Source organism: Nocardia sp. NPDC052254, from assembly GCF_040679495.1.
Classification (GTDB): domain Bacteria; phylum Actinomycetota; class Actinomycetes; order Mycobacteriales; family Mycobacteriaceae; genus Nocardia.
In genome coordinates this window covers 588,125-607,730 of the sequence record NZ_JBFAUW010000002.1, presented here as the reverse complement: position 1 = coordinate 607,730, position 19,606 = coordinate 588,125, and the positions used below count along the sequence as shown (strand labels likewise).

The window sequence follows — 19,606 nt, the reverse complement described above, 5'->3', positions numbered from 1 at the left end:
CAGGCCGGCGGCAGTCGGCTGGGCGCGCCCGCACGAAGCTATCCGGCACAAAGCTATCCGGACCGTATCGAGTTATGGAGATCCAGGCTGTGACTTCGCCTTACGACGATGGACCGAACAGCGGTCGGCCCCCGCGCGGCCCGCAACCCGGCCCCGGTGGGCAGCCGCCGCGCCCGGCCGGCGGGACCCCGCCAGGCGCCCGGCCGCTACCGCCGCGTCGCCAGGCACCGCCCTCGGGGCCGGTCGGCGGACAGGGCCCGCGCGGCGGACAGCCGCCGGGACCCGGCGGTCCGCCGCCCAATCCCGCGGGTGGAGCGCCCCGTCGCCCCGGCCCACCGCCGGGCGATCGCAAACCCCCGATGCGTGGTCCGGGCGGCCCGCCGCGAACGGGCGGACAACCCACCGTTCGTGGCGGCCAGCCGAATCCGGCGGGTGGCCCACGCCGCCCCGGAGCACCGGCCGGACCGGGTGGTGCACAGTCCACTCAGAAGATCGCCAAACCCGGTGAGAGCACCCAGAAATCGCAGTCGACCCAGAAGATCTCGGGCGGCACGCTCGGCGAGGCCATGGCGCAGCGAACCCAGCGGTCCGGTGCGGCCAATCGCTCGGCACCGGGCGGCGCCGGCTCCCGGCCGTCCGGTCCGGGTAACCGCCGCGCAGGCGAAGGGGGCGGTCCGCCGTCGGGCCCACCGCCCCGCAAGGGCACCGGCGGTAACGGCAGCGGTCCGGGTGGCAAAGGCTCCAAGGGCAAGAAGAAATCGCCGTGGCGCATCGTGCGCCGAGTGATCTACGTCCTGGTGGCATTGGCCATCGTCGTGCCCAGCGCGGTCTTCCTGATCGCGTACACGACGGTGTCGGTACCCCAACCGGGCGATCTCAAAACCAATCAGGTCGCCACGATTCTGGCCTCGGATGGCACCTCGGTCATCAGCAAGATCGTTCCGCCGCAGGGCAACCGGACCGATGTCACCATCGACCAGATCCCTCCGCATGTGCGCAATGCCGTGATCGCGGCCGAAGACCGGGACTTCTACAGCAATCCCGGCTTCTCGATCTCCGGTTTCGTCCGCGCCGCGCGCGACAACGTGCTGGGCAAGGACAGCGCCGGCGGTGGTTCGACGATCACCCAGCAGTACGTCAAGAACTCGATGGTCGGTAATCAGCACTCGCTCAGCCGAAAAATGCGCGAGCTGGTGATCTCGGCGAAGATGGCGCGGCAGTGGAGCAAGAACGACATCCTCTCCGCGTACCTGAACACCATCCCGTTCGGACGCGGCACCTTCGGTATCGACGCCGCCGCGCACGCCTACTTCAACAAGCCGGTCGAACAGCTGACCGTCGAAGAGGGCGCGATGCTGGCCGCCACCATCCAGCAGCCATACGGCCTGGATCCGGAGAACAATCCGAAGGGTGCCGAACAGCGCTGGAACTACGTCCTCGACGGTATGGTCGCGAGCGGTAACCTGCCCGCCGCCGATCGCACCAAGATGGTGTACCCGAAGGTGGAGTCGTCCAGTTCGAAGGAGGACGATGCCAATCCGCAGGAGCCCGGCTCGAGTGGCCTGATCAAACGGCAGGTCATGCAGGAACTCTCGGACGCGGGCATCACCGAGTCGCAGATCAACAAAGAGGGTCTGCAGATCACCACGACGATCGATCAGAAGGCCCAGCAGTCGGCCGTCGATGCGGTCCACAAGAATATGCAGGGCGAACGCGACGAGGTCCGCTCGGCGGTCGTCTCGGTCGATCCGAAATCCGGTGCGGTGCGCGCCTATTACGGCGGTGACGACGGCCAGGGCTGGGACTTCGCCAACGCCGGCCTGCAGTCCGGCTCGACCTTCAAGGTCTTCGGCCTGGCCGAGAATCTCGAACTCGGCAAGCCGCTGTCGACGATGTACGACAGCTCGGATCTCACCGTCAACGGCATCAAGATCACCAATGCCGAAGGTGAGACCTGCGGCACCTGCACCATCGCCGAGGCACTCAAGCGGTCGCTGAACACCAGCTTCTACCGCATGGAAGTCGATATGCCGAACGGCCCGACCAAGATCGCGGCGATGGCCCACAAGATGGGTATCCCCGACACGATTCCGGGAGTCGGCCAGACCCTGACCGAATCCGACGGCTCGGGACCCAACAACGGCATCATCCTGGGCCAGTACCAGGTTCGCCCGCTGGATATGGCCTCGGCGTACGGCACCATCGCGGCCTCGGGCATGTACCACAAACCGCATTTCGTCGAGAAGGTCGTCTCCGCCGACGGCCAGGTACTTTTCGACCGCGGGCAGGTCGCCGGTGAACAGCGCATCTCCTCGGCCGTAGCGGACAACCTCAGTTCGGCGATGCAGCCGATCGCGGCGTCCTCGCGCAATCACGGACTCGCCGGTGGGCGTCTGTCCGGCTCCAAGACCGGTACCACCCAGCTCGGCGACACCGGTCAGAACAAGGACGCCTGGATGATCGGCTTCACCCCGTCGCTGTCCACCGCGGTCTGGGTCGGCACCGCGGATGGTGTCGCGCTGAAGACCTCGGGCGGCGCGATCATGTACGGCTCGGGTCTGCCGTCCGATATCTGGAAGGACACCATGGACGGCGCGCTCGACGGCACGCCGAAGGAGACGTTCCCGAAACCCGCCGCGATCGGTGGTCAAGCCGGTGTGCCGTCGTATTCGGCGCCGTACACCGCGCCCAGCACCACCCAGGACTACCAGCCGCCCGTCGTGGTGAAGCCGTCGCAGGTCGAGATCCTGCCGGGTATCACCATTCCGGTGCCGGGCCTGCAGCCGAATCCGCGCGGACAGTCGCAGAATCAGAACCAGCCGCAATCACAGGATTCCGGGCCGATGCCGGGACAACCGGTGGCGCCCGCCGACGGATCCACTCCGACCACCTCCAATTCCGGTGAAACGAGTGGCAATTCACGGTCCGAGCGGCCCGGCGCGCACGGGTACAACGACGGCACCGGGACAGGGGACGGCTAGTCCGACCCGCACCGGTAGCCTCGGGTGGCGTGAGTGAGCAACAGCCGGTGGCGGCATCGACGTTCGGTGACGAAGGCGTCGATACCGCCACCGGTTTCGTTTCCGCGGGCCCCGCGGCGGCGGATATGCGATCGAACAGCCGCCGGGACAGACCCAGCCGTACCGATTCACTGACCGCGCAGGCCAGCACTGTCATCGGCGGCCCGGTCGGCGATCACGCACTGGTCGGGAGATCCCGTTTCTGGACTCCGCTGCGAATTCTGCTGGCCTTCGCCGTGGTGTTCCTGGCCTTCGGCTGGGCCGGTAAGGCCGGCTGCATCCAGCAGACCACCACCTCCGACGGGCATCGCACCCTGGACTGGAACAACGGCCGCCAGTACGTGGCCATGTGCTATTCGGACACGGTGCCGCTCTACGGCGCCGAACATCTGGACGAAGGCGCGTTCCCGTACAAGAAGAAGTGGGTGGACACCGGCGCCGACGGCAAGCTCGAGAACCGGTACATGGAGTACCCGGTGTTGTCGGGCCTCTACCAGTACGTGGCGATGGAGGTCGCCAATGTCTGGCTGGCCCTGCCACTCCCGAAGGCACTGTCGGTGGTGGTGTATTTCAACGTCGTGGCGGTGGGCCTGGCGATGGCCTGGCTGGTGACGGTCTGGGCCTCGGCGATGCTGTCGGGCCGACGGATCTGGGATACCGCGCTGATCGCGTTGTCACCGCTGGTCCTGGTGCACATCTTCACCAATTTCGATGCGCTGGCAACGGCTTTCGCGGCCACCGGCCTCCTCGCGTGGGCGCGGCGGCGGCCGGTACTGGCCGGTGTGCTGCTGGGGCTCGGCGGCGCGGCCAAACTGTATCCGCTGCTGCTGCTCGGCCCGATCGTCGTGTTGTGTCTGCGCGCCGACGGCCGGGACCGATTGCCGGGCCTGCGGGAGCAGTTGCGCCGCAACGGAAACAATGTGATCGACGCCCTGCGCGACTATCTGGCCGGTGCCCGCGTCAGTCCGATGCGGGCCGCATTCGTGGCGGTGGTCTCGGCGGCGCTGGCCTGGCTGGTGGTCAATCTGCCGATCGCCGTGCCGTTCACCGATGGCTGGTGGGAGTTCTTCCGGCTCAACAGCCAGCGGCACGCCGATCCGGATTCGCTCTACAACGTGATCACGTCGTTCACCGGCTGGCCCGGATTCGACGGCCGGATTCCCGCCGCGGACAGCCCGACCGCGCTGAATACGGTGTCGCTGTTGTTGTTCGCGACCGCGTGCGCCGTGATCGCCTACATCGCTCTCACCGCCGCCCGCCGTCCCCGGGTCGCCCAGTTGGCCTTCCTCGTGGTCGCGGCCTTCCTGCTGACCAACAAGGTGTGGAGTCCGCAGTATTCACTGTGGCTGGTACCGCTGGCGGTACTGGCCCTGCCACATCGGCGCATCCTGCTGGCGTGGATGACGGTCGACGCGCTGGTGTGGTTCCCGCGGATGTACTACTACCTGGGCACCGACGACAAGGGTGTCCCCGAACAGTGGTTCACCGGCGCGGTGCTGATCCGCGATCTCGCGGTCGCGGGCCTGTGCGCGCTGATCGTCCGTCAGATCTACCGGCCCGAACTCGATCCTGTACGCCGAGACGGCGTCGACGACCCGGTCGGTGGCATCCTCGATCGCGCCCCGGACCCGATCCTGCCGTGGTTGCCCCAGCCACTACGCCCGAGGTCCCCGGTGGCCGCGCGGGCCCGGAGCAGGCAGCCCGCGTAACCGCGGACGGGTTGCGCGGACACCGGCAGACAACACCGCGGCCGCGCGGGCCCGGAGCAGGCAGCCCGCGTAACCGCGCACCGGTGGCAGCAACCCGGTGCCGGCGCGGAGCGTACAGCCGGTGTGAACCGCACCGAGAGTTCACTGGCGGCGGGAACCGCACATGGGCGAGGATCGATCCATGACCGCATTGAGCCAGCAGGCCACCACCTTCCTCGAACTGCACCGCCCCGGTGATCCGGCGATCCTGCCCACCGTCTGGGACGCATGGTCGGCGAACCTGGTCCGAGAGGCCGGATTCGCCGCCCTGACCGTCGGCAGCCATCCACTGGCCGATTCCCTGGGCAAGGCGGATCAGGAGGGTATGACCTACCCGGAATCGATGGCCCGCGTCCGGGAGATCACCGCCGCCGTCGACATCCCCGTCTCGGTCGACATCGAATCCGGTTACGGCCTGAAGCCGGCGCAGTTGATCGACGGCCTGCTCGAGGCGGGCGCGGTCGGCCTGAACATCGAGGATTCGGTGCACAGCGAGGGTGGTCGCCTGCGCGAACCCCAGGAGCATGCCGATTTCGTGGCCGGACTGCGGCAGGCGGCCGATGCCGCGGGTGTGCATGTGGTCGTCAACGCTCGCACCGATCTGTTCCTGCGCGAGGACCAGAACACTCCCGATCGGGTCGAGCGGGTGCTGGAGCGGATGCGGCTGGCCGCCGAGTCCGGCGCCGATGTGCTGTATCCGGTGGGTCAGCGCGATCCGGAGATCCTGCGCCGGCTGTGCACCGAACTTCCACTCCCGGTCAATGCGATCGGACTTCCCGATCAAGGCGATCGCGCGTGGTTCGCCGAATTGGGCGTCGCCCGAGTGAGTTTCGGCCCCTTCCTGCAGGGGGCCCTGAGCACCGAGGCGAATCGGCTCCTGCAACGCTGGCATTGAGCCGCCCGCCGCGCCCACCCCGATTCGGCTCTGTGACAATGGAACTCGCCGATGCCCGTCGTACCCGTAATCCTGGAAGCCCGAGATGAGCGAGCCGAGGGATACGAACCGGACGGTCATCGGCCCTTTCCCGATCAGGCGACGCGGCCGATCCCAGGCTCGTATTCCGGATAGTCCGTGTAGCCGACCGCATTCCGCCCGTAGAGTCCCTCCGCGCGCAGGTCCGCCAGCGGATGATCACGCTCGATACGTCGCACCAGATCCGGGTTGGCGATGAACGCGCGGCCGAACGACACGAGGTCGGCGCGCGCGGCGGCCAGCTGGGATTCGGCTGCCGCCGGACTTGTCCGCTCCCGGTTCTCCCCCACATTGGCGATGAGAGTGCCGCTCCACCGCGGTCGCAGATCGGCCAACGCCGGATACCGGTCGTTGTCGGTGAGATGCAGATAGGCCAGATCGCGCCGGTCGAGCTCGGCGACGAGGGCGCGATACAGCGGTGCCGGATCCGCCTCGCGCATCCCGAACTGCGGATTGCCCGGCGACAGCCGGATGCCGACCCGCCGTGAACCCACCACGGCGGCAACGGCATCGGTGACCTCGAGCGCGAATCGCATCCGTCCCGCGAGGGTGCCGCCGTATTCATCGGTCCGCAGATTGGTGTTGTCGGCCAGGAACTGATGAACCAGATAGCTGTTCGCGCCGTGGATTTCGACCCCATCGAAGCCCGCGGCGAGCGCATTGGCGGCCGCGTCGGCGTAATACTCCACCGCCTGGACGATTTCGGCGCCGGTCATGGCCCGTGGCTCCGGAGCGGGTGCCTTACCGCCATCGAGCAGATGTACGGTGTCCCCGGTCGGCACCGCCGATGGCCCGGCCGGCACAGTGCCATCGATGCGAGCCAGCGGATGTCCGAGGCGGCCGCCGTGCATGAGCTGCGCGAAGATTCGGCCACCCGCGGCGTGCACACCCTCGGTGACCCGCCGCCAGGCGTCGACGTGTGCGCCGGTGGACAGTCCCGGCACCCACGCCTCGCTCTGACCGCTGGGGTGCGGCCAGATTCCCTCGGTGATGATGAGCCCCGCCCGGGCACGCTGGGTGTAGTAGGTGACGACGTCGGCGGTCGGGGAACCGTCGCGATGCGAACGCAGGCGGGTCATCGGCGCCATCACGATGCGATTGGGCAGGTGCAGGTGGCGGGACTGGAAGTCGGTCAGCAGCAACATGGGCGTACCGTAAGACCTGACATCAATGTGAGGTGCAAGGGAGGAATTCGTGCGCATCGGTGAACTGGCGCGTCGCACGGGTGTCAGCGTGCGATCACTGCGCTACTACGAGAGCCAAGGCCTGCTCAGCTCCTCCCGCACAGCCGGTGGCCAGCGCGAATACCCCGATTACGCGGTGGATCGGGTCATCCGCATCCAGGAGATGTTCGCCGCGGGACTGCACAGCCGTACCCTCGCCGAACTGCTGCCCTGTATCAACGACTACGACGGCACCCCCGCGGCGACCGCGACGCCGTGGCTCACCGAAACCCTTGCCGCGGAACGGGAACGCATCGACGCGGCCATGCGGGATCTGGAACGCACCCGGGCCGTACTCGACGGGGTGATCAGCGCGGCACAGGGTGAGCCACCGCGGTAGCTGCCGGTTCCCCGCCCGGCCGGAGCCGCCGCCGGGCCGATGCCGTGGCACCACCCCGCGAGGCCAGCACCATCCCGAGAACTCCGACACCCAGGCCCGCAATCGTCAATGGGCGCAACGGTTGTGCGATCAGCAGCCAGGCCAGTACCGCGGTGACAGCCGGCGTGGCGAAGAACAACCGACCGACGCGGGTGGCGTCGAATCGGTTCAGCATGGCGTTGAGCAGCAGGAAGCAGGCGACGGCATTGATCGCCACCATCCAGATCAGTGATCCGGTGAAGCGGATCGGATCGCCGATGTGGGTATCGCCGCCGGCCAGCACGAAGATCCCCGCCACCGGGGCGCTGACCAATACGTGCACCGCGGTATTGGCGCGGCTGTCGACATGCGGTACGAACCGCTTCTGGTAGACGGTACCGAGGCTCAACCCCAGCAGTCCCGCCACGCACAGCGCCACACCGATTGCCGAGAAATGGGATTGGTCGACAACGGCCAGTCCGACACCGACCCCGCCGATCCCGAATCCGGCCCACTGCCGCCGAGTGACCGTCTCACCGAGAACGGAGCCGGCGAACAGCGCGATGACCACCGGATTCAATCCCTGCACCAGGGAGATCACGGCCGCGGAGACATGGTCGGCCATGGCGGTGTAGAACGCACCGAACTGCACCATCTGCATGAGCAGCCCCGCGATCAGCACATGGACCAGCTCGCGTCCGCACGGCCATTTCGCCCGCACCGCAACGGCATACAGCGTCAGTACCGCGCCGGCCAGGGCGAAGCGCGCGAACAGGACCAGCATCGGAGGCGCCGCACCCACGCCGATGATCCCGGCGATGAACGCGCTGCTCCACATCACGACGAAGGCCGTCGGGGCGATCGTCTCCAGCAATCTGTTCCGCACGGTCCCCTCCATTGACTAACCATTTCAGGTGGTTACTACCGTGACAGTCGCTTGGTAACCTGTCAAGGCGGTTACTATGGTGGGGTGTTCACCTTCGTCAGCGGCAACCTCGCCCTGGACTTCGCCGGCACCGTCAAGGAACGCGATGCGGGCTTCGTCGATCTGCTGACCACGCCCGCCGCACTCGACGAATGGTTCGTTGTCGCCGGCCTGCTCGACAGCGCGCCCGGATGCGACACCACCGATGTCGCCCGCGCCGTGGCATTGCGTGAGGCGGTATATCGGCTGGCCCTGGCCACCATCACCGGCGAGCCCTGGCGCGATGCCGATCGCGAGCTGGTCAACCGCCTGGCCGCCGGCCCCGGACCGGCGATCGATCTGCGCCCCGACGCCGGTATCGATCGCCGGGGCGATTGCGACAGCGCGCTCGCCCTCATCGCCACCGACGCCATCGAGCTACTGGGCGGACCCGGCCGGGCCCGGATCAAACAGTGCGGGCGCGACGCCTGCACCCGCTTGTACATCGACACCTCGCGCGCGGGTTCGCGACGCTGGTGCGATATGACACTGTGCGGCAACCGCGCCAAGAGCGCGTCCTACCGGGCCCGGCACGGCGAACCGTGAGTACCGGGCCGCGATATCAGCGCGCCGGTACCAGTTCCCGCGACCGTGGTGACACCGTCGGCAGGTATCCGCGCGGCCGGGCCCGCGCGAACGCGAAGAAGAAGAACACCAGCAGAATCGCCCGACCCCACACTCCGAACTGCACCACCCGCTCGTCCAGATCCGCGGCGGTACCGCTGCCGAGCGCATAGAAGTAGCGGAAGACACCGACACCGAGTGCGAGATCGGCCAGCAGATAGGCGCCGACCGCCGTCCACGGCACCTCCAGCAGCACGAAGAACGGCAGAATCCACAGGGTGTACTGCGGTGAGTGCACCTTGTGGAACAGCAGAAATCCGCACAGCATGGCGGCGCTCACGCCGACCCACGGGTAGTACCCCAGGACCGGAAAACGCCTCCACCCCAACCAGATCGCGAGTGCGAACGCGGCGAACACCAGCACCGGCGAGGCGGTCGACACCACCTCTTGGAACGACGCCTCACCATCCTGTCCGGACTCGAACATCGGCCGCAGTCCCCAGTACCAGATCGAGTTGGTGGTGATATCGGCCTGCCGCATCTGCTGGAAGGCGAATGAGGCACGCCAGCCCTCGTAGCCGAATATCGCGAACGGCAGATTGATCGCCACCACCGTCGCCACGGCCGCACCGGCGGTCAGGACGGCACCACGCACGTCGTATCCCGGCCGGGCACCGGGAGCGGACCCGGCATCCGGGTCGTCGTCGGCGGCGGTGGGCTCACCGAGCAGGACGTACAACAGCAGCGGCAGCACGAAGATCCCCGGATACAGCTTCAGGCAGAATCCGATCCCGAGCAGCACGGCCGCCACGATTCCTCTGGTGCGCAAGGACAATCGGGTCGGCACGGTCATCACGTACACCGCGCCCACGGCCGTGCACACCACCGGAAGCTCCCAGTTGTGGAAGGCATAGAGGATCAGCGGCGGTCCCACCGACCACAGCAGCGCCACCGGCCCCGACATCCGCCCCAGCATCCATGCCGTCAGCAAGGCGAACGGCGCCAGCAGCAGGGCCGAATGCAGCAGGAAGGCCGCATCGTCGGTGGCCCCGGCCGCACCCAGCCACATCAGCAACCCGCTCAGCACCGGATACTCCACCGCCCCGCCGGTCAGGGTGCCGTCCGGGGTGATCCCACCGCTCAGATAGGGAAACAGGTGCTCATTGATGCCGCGGCCGAGCCAGAGGAACTGAATATCGGAATAGCAGACCTCGGCGTCCTTGATGCGATCGAAGGACAGACTGCGACCGTCGGCATCGAATGGCGCACCCGCACATCGAGCCTTGTTCAAATACCCGAAGATCAGCGTCACCGCACACGCCAGCAGGGCGGCCACGGCCGCGATCCGGCCGGCCCGGTGCCCGCCGGTCACCCCTGCGGCCACGCGGCCACCTCCGCAGCCGTGTCCTCGCCACCGCCGCGGTCGACACGATCGGCGGGTCGGTTCGACATGTTCACAACGATAGGATGCCCACCTTCGGATCGCCGGTAATCATCAGGAAGGAGACCCATTTCGCACCCCGGACCCGATTGGGAGGACGGGCCGCCGATCGGGTAGCCTTGCCGGGTTGCTGACGCAACGACCCCTCCTGCCACGGAAAGTCCGTGGCCGTTTTCAGTCCACAGGAGGTGATGGGTTCCCGTGCGTCAATATGAAGTGATGGTCATCCTCGATCCGAACCTGGACGAGCGCACTGTCGGTCCGAACCTGGACAAGATGCTCAGTGTGATCTCGCAGCAGGGCGGCAAGATCGACAAGGTCGACCTCTGGGGCCGCCGTCGGCTGGCCTACGAAATCGACAAGCGCAACGAGGGCATCTATGCCGTCGTCGACCTGACCGCCGAGCCGGACACGGTCAGCGAACTCGACCGTCAGCTCGGTCTGAACGAGTCGGTGCTGCGCACCAAGGTCCTGCGCCAGAACAAGAAGTAGATCCCCCTGGCGACAGCTAACTGTCGGAAGCAAACCGTACTTGTCCCCGCCTGGCTCTAGGCTCGGGCGCAACAGATGAGTGCAACTCGGTTGAACGGACAAGGCCCGCAGGCGACAGCTTGCGTAACCACGCAGGGCCCCGCTCGGCCGAGCAATGGATGCAGCTGATCGCACCGGAGACCAGGAGGAACCATGGCAGGCGACACCGTAATCACCGTCATCGGCAATTTGACGGCTGATCCGGAACTTCGTTTCACGCCCGCGGGCGCGGCGGTGGCAAATTTCACCGTCGCATCCACCCCTCGGGTGTTCGACCGCAACGCCAACGAATGGAAAGACGGCGAGGCCCTGTTCCTGCGCTGCAACATTTGGCGTGAGGCCGCGGAGAATGTCGCCGAGAGCCTGACCCGAGGCGCTCGCGTCATCGTGAGCGGACGGCTCAAACAGCGCTCCTACGAAACCCGCGAGGGTGAGAAGCGCACGGTCGTCGAACTCGAGGTCGACGAGGTCGGTCCCTCCCTGCGCTACGCGACCGCGAAGGTCAACAAGACCTCGCGCGGCGGTGGCGGTGGCGGTGGTTTCAACAGCGGCGGCGGCTCCGGCAGCGGTGGCAATTCCGGTGGCAGTGGTGGGGGCTTCGGCGGCTCCAACGGTGGCGGTCGCGGCGGACAGAGTTCCGCCGGCGACGACCCGTGGGGCAGCGCTCCCGCGGCCGGCTCCTTCGGGGGCGGCCAGATGGACGACGAACCGCCGTTCTGAGACGGCTCAACATATCGGGGCCCGCTTCGAGCGGCTCCCAGGCAAAACGGAGTGAAGACCCATGGCCAAAGCACCGGCACGCGAAAAGGTGCTGAAGAAGAAGGCTTGCGCCTTCTGCAAGGACGACAAGAAAGCCAAGAAGGACGGCAACGGCGGTCCTGGCGCTGTCATCGACTACAAGGACACGGCGTTGCTGCGCAAGTTCGTCAGCGACCGCGGCAAGATCCGCGCCCGCCGCGTCACCGGAAACTGCGTGCAGCACCAGCGGGACATCGCCGTCGCGGTGAAGAACTCTCGCGAGGTCGCGCTGCTGCCGTACGTGTCCACGGCTCGCTGAGAACGGGAGGCAGACAATGAAGCTGATTCTCACTGCTGATGTGGACAACCTCGGTGCGCCCGGCGACACCGTGGAAGTCAAGGACGGCTACGGCCGCAACTACCTGCTGCCCCGCGGCCTGGCGATCGTTGCCACCCGTGGCGCCCAGAAGCAGGTCGAGGGCATTCGCCGGGCGCAGGACGCCCGCCGCGTGCGCGATCTGGGCCACGCCCAGGAGCTCAAGGCCGCCATCGAGGGCCTGGAGTCGGTCTCGCTGTCGGTGAAGACCGCCGGCACCGGCAAGCTGTTCGGCTCGGTCACTGCTGCCGATATCGCCGCCGCGGTCAAGTCCGCCGGTGGTCCGGTGCTGGACAAGCGCAGCATCGAGCTGCCGAAGTCGCACATCAAGAGCACCGGCAAGCACAACGTCTCGGTGCATCTGCACCCGGACGTGGTTGCCAAGTTCGATCTGCAGGTTGCTGCCGCGGAGTAATCACTCCGCCCGCCACCCGCTCGGGTGACGGATCACAGCTCATCGAAGACCATCCCCGTAGTTCGACCACGGGGATGGTCTTCGACTGCGCACGAACCACCAGGTTGCGCCACCGCGCACCCACTTCGGGGGGATTGTTCGCGACTCTTGTCGCATTCCGTACCCAAATCGGAATCGGCCCGATAGAGTTGCGAGAGATTTGCTCCAGTCCGGACCCGGCGGTGCGATCGATCCGCCGGACGGCTGTTCGTGTGTTCTACCCAACCCGTTGGGGATTTGTGGACAACTCGAAAAACCGACCATCACTTATGTGATCTGCGTCATATTGCGCGAGAGCATTGTTAACCCAACACGCCCGGCTGTTCATCTTCCGTGACACGCCGACACTATTTCGATCCACATGTGGGAAATCGAAAAAAGCTGCGTCTACCTGGTTATAGCCTTCGCGCATGCCCGGTTGTCCCCAAGTGATGCACAGGACCTACACAACAGCTGGTGAACTGTCCCCAGTTTATCCACAGCTGTCTCCACAGGTCGGTTTGGTGATCCCCAGTTCGGTCCCTTAGGTTCGTTTCCGCATGGTGACCGCGCGCCGGTCACGCCGCGCTTCCCGCTCTTCGGCATCGTTAGCTGCGAACCCGATGACGGCCGGTGTGACAGGTTCCAACGTGTCGGTACCCAGGCGTACAACAAATCATCAATAGGGTCGGACCCGGGCGTGATGAGGCCGGATGCGATGAGAGAGGACGGTCGGTTCGAGTGGCAGTCGTCGACGATCGCGAACACTCGGACTACAACGATCAGCCCGGTGAGGATTTCGGCCGGCAACCCCCGCACGATATGGCCGCCGAACAATCCGTTCTCGGCGGCATGCTGCTCAGCAAGGACGCCATCGCCGATGTCGTCGAGGTGATCCGGCCCGGGGACTTCTATCGCCCCGCGCACCAGGCCGTCTATGACGCCATCCTCGATCTGTACAGCCGCGGCGAACCCGCCGACCCCGTCACCGTCGCCGCCACCCTGGACCGCCGCGGCGAGCTCAAACGCATCGGCGGCCCGCCCTACCTGGTCACCCTGACCCAAACCGTGCCGACGGCGGCCAATGCCTCCTTCTACGCCGAAATCGTCGCGGAGAAGGCGATTCTGCGCCGCCTGGTCGAGGCCGGCACCCGCATCGTCCAATTCGGCTACGCCGGCGCCGACGGCCAGGACGTGGCCGAGGTCGTGGACCGCGCCCAGGCCGAGATCTACGAGGTCACCGAACGCCGCTCCAGCGAAGATTTCATGCCCCTCGAGGAACTCCTCCAGCCGACGATGGACGAGATCGACTCCATCGCCAGCCGCGGCGGCATCTCGCTCGGCGTTCCCACCGGTTTCACCGAACTCGACGAGGTCACCAACGGCCTGCACCCCGGCCAGATGATCATCGTCGCGGCGCGTCCCGGTGTCGGCAAATCGACCCTGGGCATGGATTTCATGCGAAGTTGCTCGGTCAAGCACGGGTTGGCGAGTGTCATCTTCTCGCTGGAGATGAGCCGGACCGAGATCGTGATGCGTCTGCTGTCCGCGGAGGCCAAGATCAAACTCGGCGATATGCGTGCCGGGCGGATGAGCGACGACGACTGGACCAAACTCGCGCGGCGGATGAGTGAGATCAGTGAGGCGCCACTGTTCGTGGACGACTCGCCGAACCTCACCATGATGGAGATCCGGGCCAAGGCACGGCGGTTGAAGCAGCGCCATGATCTGCGACTCGTGGTGGTCGACTACCTGCAGCTGATGAGCTCCGGCAAGAAGGTCGAATCCCGGCAGCAGGAAGTCTCGGAATTCTCCCGAAGCCTGAAGCTGCTGGCGAAGGAACTGGAAGTGCCGGTCGTCGCCATCAGTCAGCTGAACCGTGGTCCGGAGCAGCGAACGGATAAGCGGCCCATGGTTTCCGACCTTCGTGAATCGGGATCGCTGGAACAGGACGCCGACATGGTCATCCTGCTGCACCGGCCCGATGCGTTCGAACGCGACGACCCCCGCGGCGGCGAGGCGGACCTGATTCTCGGCAAGCACCGAAACGGTCCCACCTCGACGATCACCGTCGCACACCAGCTGCACCTGAGCCGGTTCGTGGATATGGCTCGCGGCTAGTCCGGCGAAAATTCGAGAAGCCGCACACAAATTCTCGTGGCCCGAGGCGGCCGGTGGAACCTACAATCGGGACCATTGGCGAATGTGGGGATGAACTCGGGGTGGGGGATGACATCGCAGAAGGTTCGGCGCTGCTTGCGCTTCAACGTTCTCGGCCCATTGGAGGGCTGGAGTGGTGGGGACCGGCTTCGGCTGGGTGGGACCATCCGGGAGCGGGTGCTGGTCGCGCTGCTCCTCGAAACCGGCAACGTGCTGCCGCTGTCGCGTCTGGTGAACGCGGTCTGGGGGGAGGATCCGCCGCCGACCGCGGCGCATCAGATCCGTAAGGCGATCGCGGACCTGCGCCGGATCATCCCGGACGGCACCTCGGTGCTCGTGACCGACGGCCGCGGTTACCGTGCTCAGGTCACCGATACCGAACTGGACCTGGCCGAATTCCGGGGGGCGGTGTCGTGCGCTGCCACGGCCGCGGAGCAGGGCCGGGCGGCGGACGCCGTCGAGGCACTGCGCACGGCCATCGCACTCTGGCGCGGCCCGGTGCTGCCGGACGGGGGTGGCCCACTGATCGAGGCGGCGTCCACCATGCTGTACGAGCGGTATCTGACCGCTGCCGAGCGACTGTACGAACTCCGGCTCGGCCTGGGTGAATCCGTCGACCTCGTGGTCGATCTGAGAGAACTGGTCGACCGGCATCCGCTCCGGGAGACGCTGCGCTGCCAGTTGATGCTGGCGCTGTACCGCGCGGGGCGGCAGGCCGAGGCCTTGGACGAGTACACCCGGGTGCGAGCGCTGCTGTCGGAAGAGCTCGGGATCGATCCGGGTCCGCGGCTGATCAGCGTGTACGAGGGCATTCTCCGAGACAGCCCGGAAGTCGGCTCGCCCGTCCCCGGGTCCGCCGACCCACGACCGCCGAGCGCCTCTGGCAGCGGCGTGCCCGCACCCTGCACTCTCCCTTACGATCTCGCGGACTTCTCCGGACGGGCGAAGGAAGTCGGGGAACTCCTCGCGCAGGCGCGCACGGAATCCGGATACGGAACCCGGATCGTGGTGATCGACGGTATGGGAGGGTGCGGCAAGACCACCTTGGCCGTGCACGCCGCGCATCAGCTGTCCGCCGAATTCCCCGATGGGCAGCTGTACCTGGATCTTCAGGGATACACGGCAGGCGATCGACAACCGATCCCCGCGGAGACCGCGCTCGGTGATCTACTGCGCGCGTGCAACATTGCCGAGGATGCCATTCCCGACGGCATCGCGGGGCGTACCGCACTGTGGCGGGCGACGCTCAACGGCAAACGGCTTCTGCTGTTGCTCGACAATGCCGCCGACGCGGTCGCGATCCGGCCGCTGCTGCCCACGGATCGAGGGTGTCTCGTACTGATCACCAGCCGGACCAGGTTGGTCGATCTCGATGGCGCCGAATGGATTTCCCTGGATGTGATGTCGGCCGCGGACAGTGCCACCTTGATCGAGGGGACACTGGGAAGCCGACGCGTCGCCGCGGAACCCGAGGCGGCGCTGGAACTGACCCGGCTGTGCGGACATCTCCCGCTCGCTCTGCGAATCGCGACCGCACGCCTGCGCAACCGCCCTCGGTGGACACTGCAGTACCTCGTCGAACGCCTCCGGGACGAGACCCGGCGGCTCGATGAACTCGATTCGGGTGAGCGCAGCGTGGACGCCACTCTGCGTTTGTCCTATCAGGCGCTGGATGAGAAGTGCCGCAATGTTTTTCGGTTCCTGGCCTTGCACCCGGGCCACACCGTCGATGTCCAGTCGGTTGCGGCCATGCTCGATTCCGAGCCCAAGTATGTCGAGGACATCCTCGAGCGACTACTCGACGTTCATTTTCTCCAGCAACCGGATATCGGCCTCTACGCCATGCACGAGCTGGTCCGTACCTTCGCCCGCGGCCTGCACGACGACTGGACGGGCCCGGCGGACACGCTCGCGGTCGAGCGGCTGCTCACCTACTACCTGACCGCGACGGAAACAGCGTGCGGCACCTTGTTCCCCGGCCGCCACGACCGCCCGACCGGCATCGCGCGATCCGGTGCCGAACTGCCCGAACTCGCGGATGCCGGAAGCGCGCGAGACTGGTTTCGCCGCGAACACGCCGTGCTGTTGAACCTCGTACCGCTGGCGGAGCGGTACGGGTATCACCGCCACACGGTGTGGCTGGCCCGGAATATCGCCTTCAGCCTCAATGCCAGTGGGTATCTGAACGAATTCGCACAGGTGAGCCGGGCAGCGGTCGGTGCCGCCCGCCGACTCGGCGAGCCGGCCATGCTGGGGGTGAGCCTGTCGAATCTCGGCGTGGCCTGCTGGTCGCTGGGACTCTTGGCCGAAGGCATGACAGTGGCGGAAGAGGGACTCGCGATAGCGGTCCAGGTCGGCGACCGGCATACCGAGGCTCACAGCGAGAGCAGCCTCGGTCTGTACAAGAGCCTGCTGGGCCGGTTCCCGGAGGCCTTGACCCACCTGCAGCGAGCGATCGCCCATGAGCGGGAGTTGGGTTCGGCCCGCGCAGAGGTGGAGACTCTCACCGTTCTCAGCACCCTGTACGAACAGTGGGGACGCTACCGGGAGGCGACAGTGGTGGCCGATCGCGCGGTCGCGCTCGCCCGGCAGCTCGGCCACCACGAGAGCGAGTTGGTCGCGCTCACCGACTCGGCATTCGCCTACGCCGGTTCGGCCGAATACGGCACTGCCGCCGAATATCTGACTCGAGCCCGGGAGCTGTGCGACGAGACCAGGGATCCGGGTCAGGTCGCCATCACCCTGGCGTTGTCCGCCGATATCGCGCACCGTCTGGGCGAGCCCGCCCAGGTGTCGGGCCTCATCGAGCGCTCCTTGGCACTCGGCCGATCGAGCGCGTCGCCGCTGCGCAGGGCCAAGGTCGAAAATATGGTGGGACGGCTGATGTGCCGGACAGGCGAGCACTCGACCGCTCTGGCACTGCACACCGATGCCCACGAGCTGACGCTGGCGGCCGGCTACCGTCCGGAGCACGGGTACGCCCTCGCTGGAATGGCCGAGGCGACTCGAGCACTCGGCGACGAGCAGACCGCTGCCGGATATCGGCTCCGGGCAGCGGAGTTGTTCACGGCCATGGGGGTGCACGGCCGCCGAGACGGTAATTAGAACTGCAGCAATATATTCGGGCCCCGAGATCGAGGCGATCTCGGGGCCCGCGGACTCGGTTCACATCCGGGTCGCGGAGGTTGCGACGATTGTCGGCCCGATTCCCTCACCATCCCTCGTGATTCGATGATGGCCCGACGCCGCCTGCGCGTGATCTGGCACATCCGTCCAGCCCAGACCGATCAACGCGGTAGCAGTGGCAATTCCGAACAACTCAGCAACATTACGTCGCATTTTTCTTCCCCCCGTACATGTCCACCGCCGCCGATCGCGGTGGTGGTGTTCTTCATGTCTTCTCTCGTGGATACCGTTGCGACACCCCCACAGTGACGCGGCTCAGGAGCTCTGCCGACCGCACCGCAGAATGCGGGGGTCCAGCCCGGTCAGTACGACCTCGGTCCGTGCCGGCCCAGCGCGGTGACCCGCGAGATCCAGCAAAGACCTCACCGCCGAACGCAATACGATACGTTCGTCCTCGGTGGGTAGCACACGGCCGGATATGCCGGTGATACCCACCACGTGGTGCATCGATTTGTCGGTCATCGTCTCCACGACGAAAACTGCCGATTCCTCCCCCTCGGCATCCGCCGCCGTCGTATTTGTATCCTTCTCCTCCTCACTGGTTTTCGTCAAACCTTCGACCATGGCAAGTTCCGCAAACGTCGACCGCATATCCGGCTCATCACCGAATCGGCCGGAATCGACTTCGATTACCCTGCCTCCTCTACCTTTTCGATCGCTTATCGCCGTGTTGTCACGGCAACCACCGGGTGAACGCGGCTGTCGGATCCACCTCAGCGCTCCAGATAGCGGACGAAGTCGATGACGGCGGCGCGGATGTCGTCGGCCGTCCAGGTCAAGCTTTCCGCATCGGTGGTCACCTCGGTGACCGACAGCCCCGGCGGCATACCGGGCTCCCACCAGGGCATCTGGAATACGGCGACACCCGTGTCCTCGGCCTGCCTGGTGGCGGCCGCCACCAGTGACTCGGCAGAGAACGGCAGCCAGACCTGGAATTGCAGGGTGTGCGGTCGTTCCGGCAGCACCTTGAACCAGCTGAGCCCGGCGGCACGAAAGCCTTCGGCCATTGCCGATGCGACCACCTTCGTCCTCGCCACCCGCTCGGGAAGCCGCGGCAACTCCCGCTCCAGTCCGACGAGTGCGGCCAGCGCGGCCGGGAATTGTTGAAAAATCCTGCCGCCATATCGATGTCGCCAGGTTCTGGTCTCGGCTATGAGTGATCGCGGCCCTGCCAGCGCGGCGCCGGACAATCCGTCGAGAGACTTGTAGAACGACACGTACACGGTGTCGGCCAGGGCGGCGATCTCGGCCAGCGTGCGATCGAAGTGAGAAGTGCACTCCCACAAGCGGGCACCGTCGAAATGCACGATGGCATTGCGCTCCCGGGCCGCCTGCGTCACCGCGACCAGTTCCTCCCACGTGGGCAGCAGGTAACCGGCGTCGCGCATCGGCAGCTCCAGCATCAGCGCGCCGAAAGTCGCGGGAAGTGAGCTGATTTCGGCGGCGGTCGGATGATACGGCGAACCGGTCGCCGGCACCGGGTGCAGGTCGCTGACGAGACGGAAGGCATTCGCTTCGAAGACTTCCGGATGAGACAGCGGGTGCAGCGCCACCTTTCGGTTTCCGGTGCGCTCCGCCCAGCACCGCAAGGCGACCTGCTGGGCCATGGTGCCGGTCGGAAAGAACGCCGCGTCCTCCTTCCCGAGGAGGTCGGCGACCTTGCGCTCGAGGTCGGCGACGATCCCGCCGCCGTAGATGTCGGGCGCCGACGAGAGGTCGTAGACGGACGAGCCGTCTTCGAGCAACGCGGTCAGGCGATCACGCAATGTCGTCGTTGCGGACGGGCGAGCCAGCACGCGCTCGGCTGTCCGCATCGCGCGTTCGTGTCGCTCGGCCGGTGTGGATTCGCCGGAGTCGGTCGTGGCCGACACGGTATTCGTGGTCATCGGGT

At 66.5% G+C, this 19,606-nt stretch carries 16 protein-coding genes; 11 read left to right on the top strand and 5 right to left on the bottom strand.

The window, feature by feature from the left end:
* The first annotated feature begins 359 nt into the window (after nt 1-359).
* The 3 genes from AB0L57_RS07700 to AB0L57_RS07690 all read left to right on the top strand — a co-directional run bounded on the left by AB0L57_RS07700 (nt 360) and on the right by AB0L57_RS07690 (nt 5,663).
* Nucleotides 360-2,981, top strand: coding sequence for a transglycosylase domain-containing protein (locus AB0L57_RS07700; RefSeq protein WP_364958688.1), 2,622 nt, complete (start codon nt 360-362; stop codon nt 2,979-2,981).
* 125 nt (nt 2,982-3,106) lie between these two features.
* Nucleotides 3,107-4,729, top strand: coding sequence for a glycosyltransferase 87 family protein (locus AB0L57_RS07695; RefSeq protein ID WP_364959319.1), 1,623 nt, complete (start codon nt 3,107-3,109; stop codon nt 4,727-4,729).
* Between the two features lie 181 nt (nt 4,730-4,910).
* Nucleotides 4,911-5,663, top strand: a complete 753-nt coding sequence (locus AB0L57_RS07690; RefSeq protein WP_364958686.1) for an isocitrate lyase/phosphoenolpyruvate mutase family protein — start codon at nt 4,911-4,913, stop codon at nt 5,661-5,663.
* A gap of 134 nt (nt 5,664-5,797) precedes the next feature.
* Here AB0L57_RS07690 and AB0L57_RS07685 read toward each other — a convergent pair whose 3' ends face one another.
* Nucleotides 5,798-6,886 carry an alkene reductase gene (locus AB0L57_RS07685; RefSeq protein ID WP_364958684.1) on the bottom strand — a complete coding sequence of 363 codons (1,089 nt, stop codon included), beginning with the start codon at nt 6,884-6,886 and terminating at the stop codon, nt 5,798-5,800.
* 49 nt (nt 6,887-6,935) lie between these two features.
* On the opposite strand from AB0L57_RS07685, the gene AB0L57_RS07680 reads away from it, so the two are divergent.
* Nucleotides 6,936-7,304, top strand: coding sequence for a MerR family transcriptional regulator (locus tag AB0L57_RS07680; protein ID WP_364958683.1), 369 nt, complete (start codon nt 6,936-6,938; stop codon nt 7,302-7,304).
* Here AB0L57_RS07680 and AB0L57_RS07675 read toward each other — a convergent pair.
* Nucleotides 7,273-8,208, bottom strand: coding sequence for a DMT family transporter (locus AB0L57_RS07675; protein WP_364958681.1), 936 nt, complete (start codon nt 8,206-8,208; stop codon nt 7,273-7,275). The genes AB0L57_RS07680 and AB0L57_RS07675 overlap by 32 nt on opposite strands.
* An 84-nt stretch (nt 8,209-8,292) precedes the next feature.
* On the opposite strand from AB0L57_RS07675, the gene AB0L57_RS07670 reads away from it, so the two are divergent.
* Entirely contained in the window at nt 8,293-8,832 is a 540-nt protein-coding gene (locus AB0L57_RS07670) for an ABATE domain-containing protein (RefSeq protein ID WP_364958679.1), read from the top strand.
* A gap of 16 nt (nt 8,833-8,848) precedes the next feature.
* On the opposite strand, the gene AB0L57_RS07665 is transcribed toward AB0L57_RS07670, so the two are convergent.
* Entirely contained in the window at nt 8,849-10,234 is a 1,386-nt protein-coding gene (locus AB0L57_RS07665; protein WP_364958677.1) for a hypothetical protein, read from the bottom strand.
* Nucleotides 10,235-10,492: 258 nt separating this feature from the next.
* Between AB0L57_RS07665 and rpsF the strand changes: the two genes are divergently transcribed.
* From rpsF to AB0L57_RS07635, 6 genes are all read left to right on the top strand, one after another.
* Complete coding sequence (gene rpsF / locus AB0L57_RS07660) at nt 10,493-10,783, top strand: 30S ribosomal protein S6 (RefSeq protein ID WP_364958676.1); 291 nt, start codon at nt 10,493-10,495, stop codon at nt 10,781-10,783.
* A gap of 192 nt (nt 10,784-10,975) precedes the next feature.
* A complete protein-coding gene (locus AB0L57_RS07655; RefSeq protein WP_364958674.1) occupies nt 10,976-11,542 on the top strand; it encodes a single-stranded DNA-binding protein in 567 nt (188 codons plus the stop codon).
* A gap of 61 nt (nt 11,543-11,603) precedes the next feature.
* A complete protein-coding gene (gene rpsR / locus AB0L57_RS07650) occupies nt 11,604-11,879 on the top strand; it encodes a 30S ribosomal protein S18 (RefSeq protein ID WP_364958672.1) in 276 nt (91 codons plus the stop codon).
* 16 nt (nt 11,880-11,895) lie between these two features.
* Nucleotides 11,896-12,351 (top strand): 50S ribosomal protein L9, encoded by a 456-nt coding sequence (rplI, locus tag AB0L57_RS07645; RefSeq protein ID WP_364958670.1) that lies wholly within the window; start codon nt 11,896-11,898, stop codon nt 12,349-12,351.
* Between the two features lie 759 nt (nt 12,352-13,110).
* Entirely contained in the window at nt 13,111-14,490 is a 1,380-nt protein-coding gene (dnaB, locus tag AB0L57_RS07640) for a replicative DNA helicase (RefSeq protein ID WP_364958668.1), read from the top strand.
* A 108-nt stretch (nt 14,491-14,598) separates the two neighbouring features.
* Nucleotides 14,599-17,634 (top strand): BTAD domain-containing putative transcriptional regulator, encoded by a 3,036-nt coding sequence (locus AB0L57_RS07635; RefSeq protein WP_364958666.1) that lies wholly within the window; start codon nt 14,599-14,601, stop codon nt 17,632-17,634.
* Between the two features lie 336 nt (nt 17,635-17,970).
* Here AB0L57_RS07635 and AB0L57_RS07630 read toward each other — a convergent pair whose 3' ends face one another.
* Both AB0L57_RS07630 and AB0L57_RS07625 read right to left on the bottom strand, forming a co-directional pair.
* On the bottom strand, nt 17,971-18,306 hold the full coding sequence (locus tag AB0L57_RS07630; protein ID WP_364958664.1) for a hypothetical protein: 336 nt from the start codon (nt 18,304-18,306) through the stop codon (nt 17,971-17,973).
* A 122-nt stretch (nt 18,307-18,428) separates the two neighbouring features.
* On the bottom strand, nt 18,429-19,601 hold the full coding sequence (locus AB0L57_RS07625; protein ID WP_364958662.1) for a beta-eliminating lyase-related protein: 1,173 nt from the start codon (nt 19,599-19,601) through the stop codon (nt 18,429-18,431).
* Between the last annotated feature and the right edge of the window lie 5 nt (nt 19,602-19,606).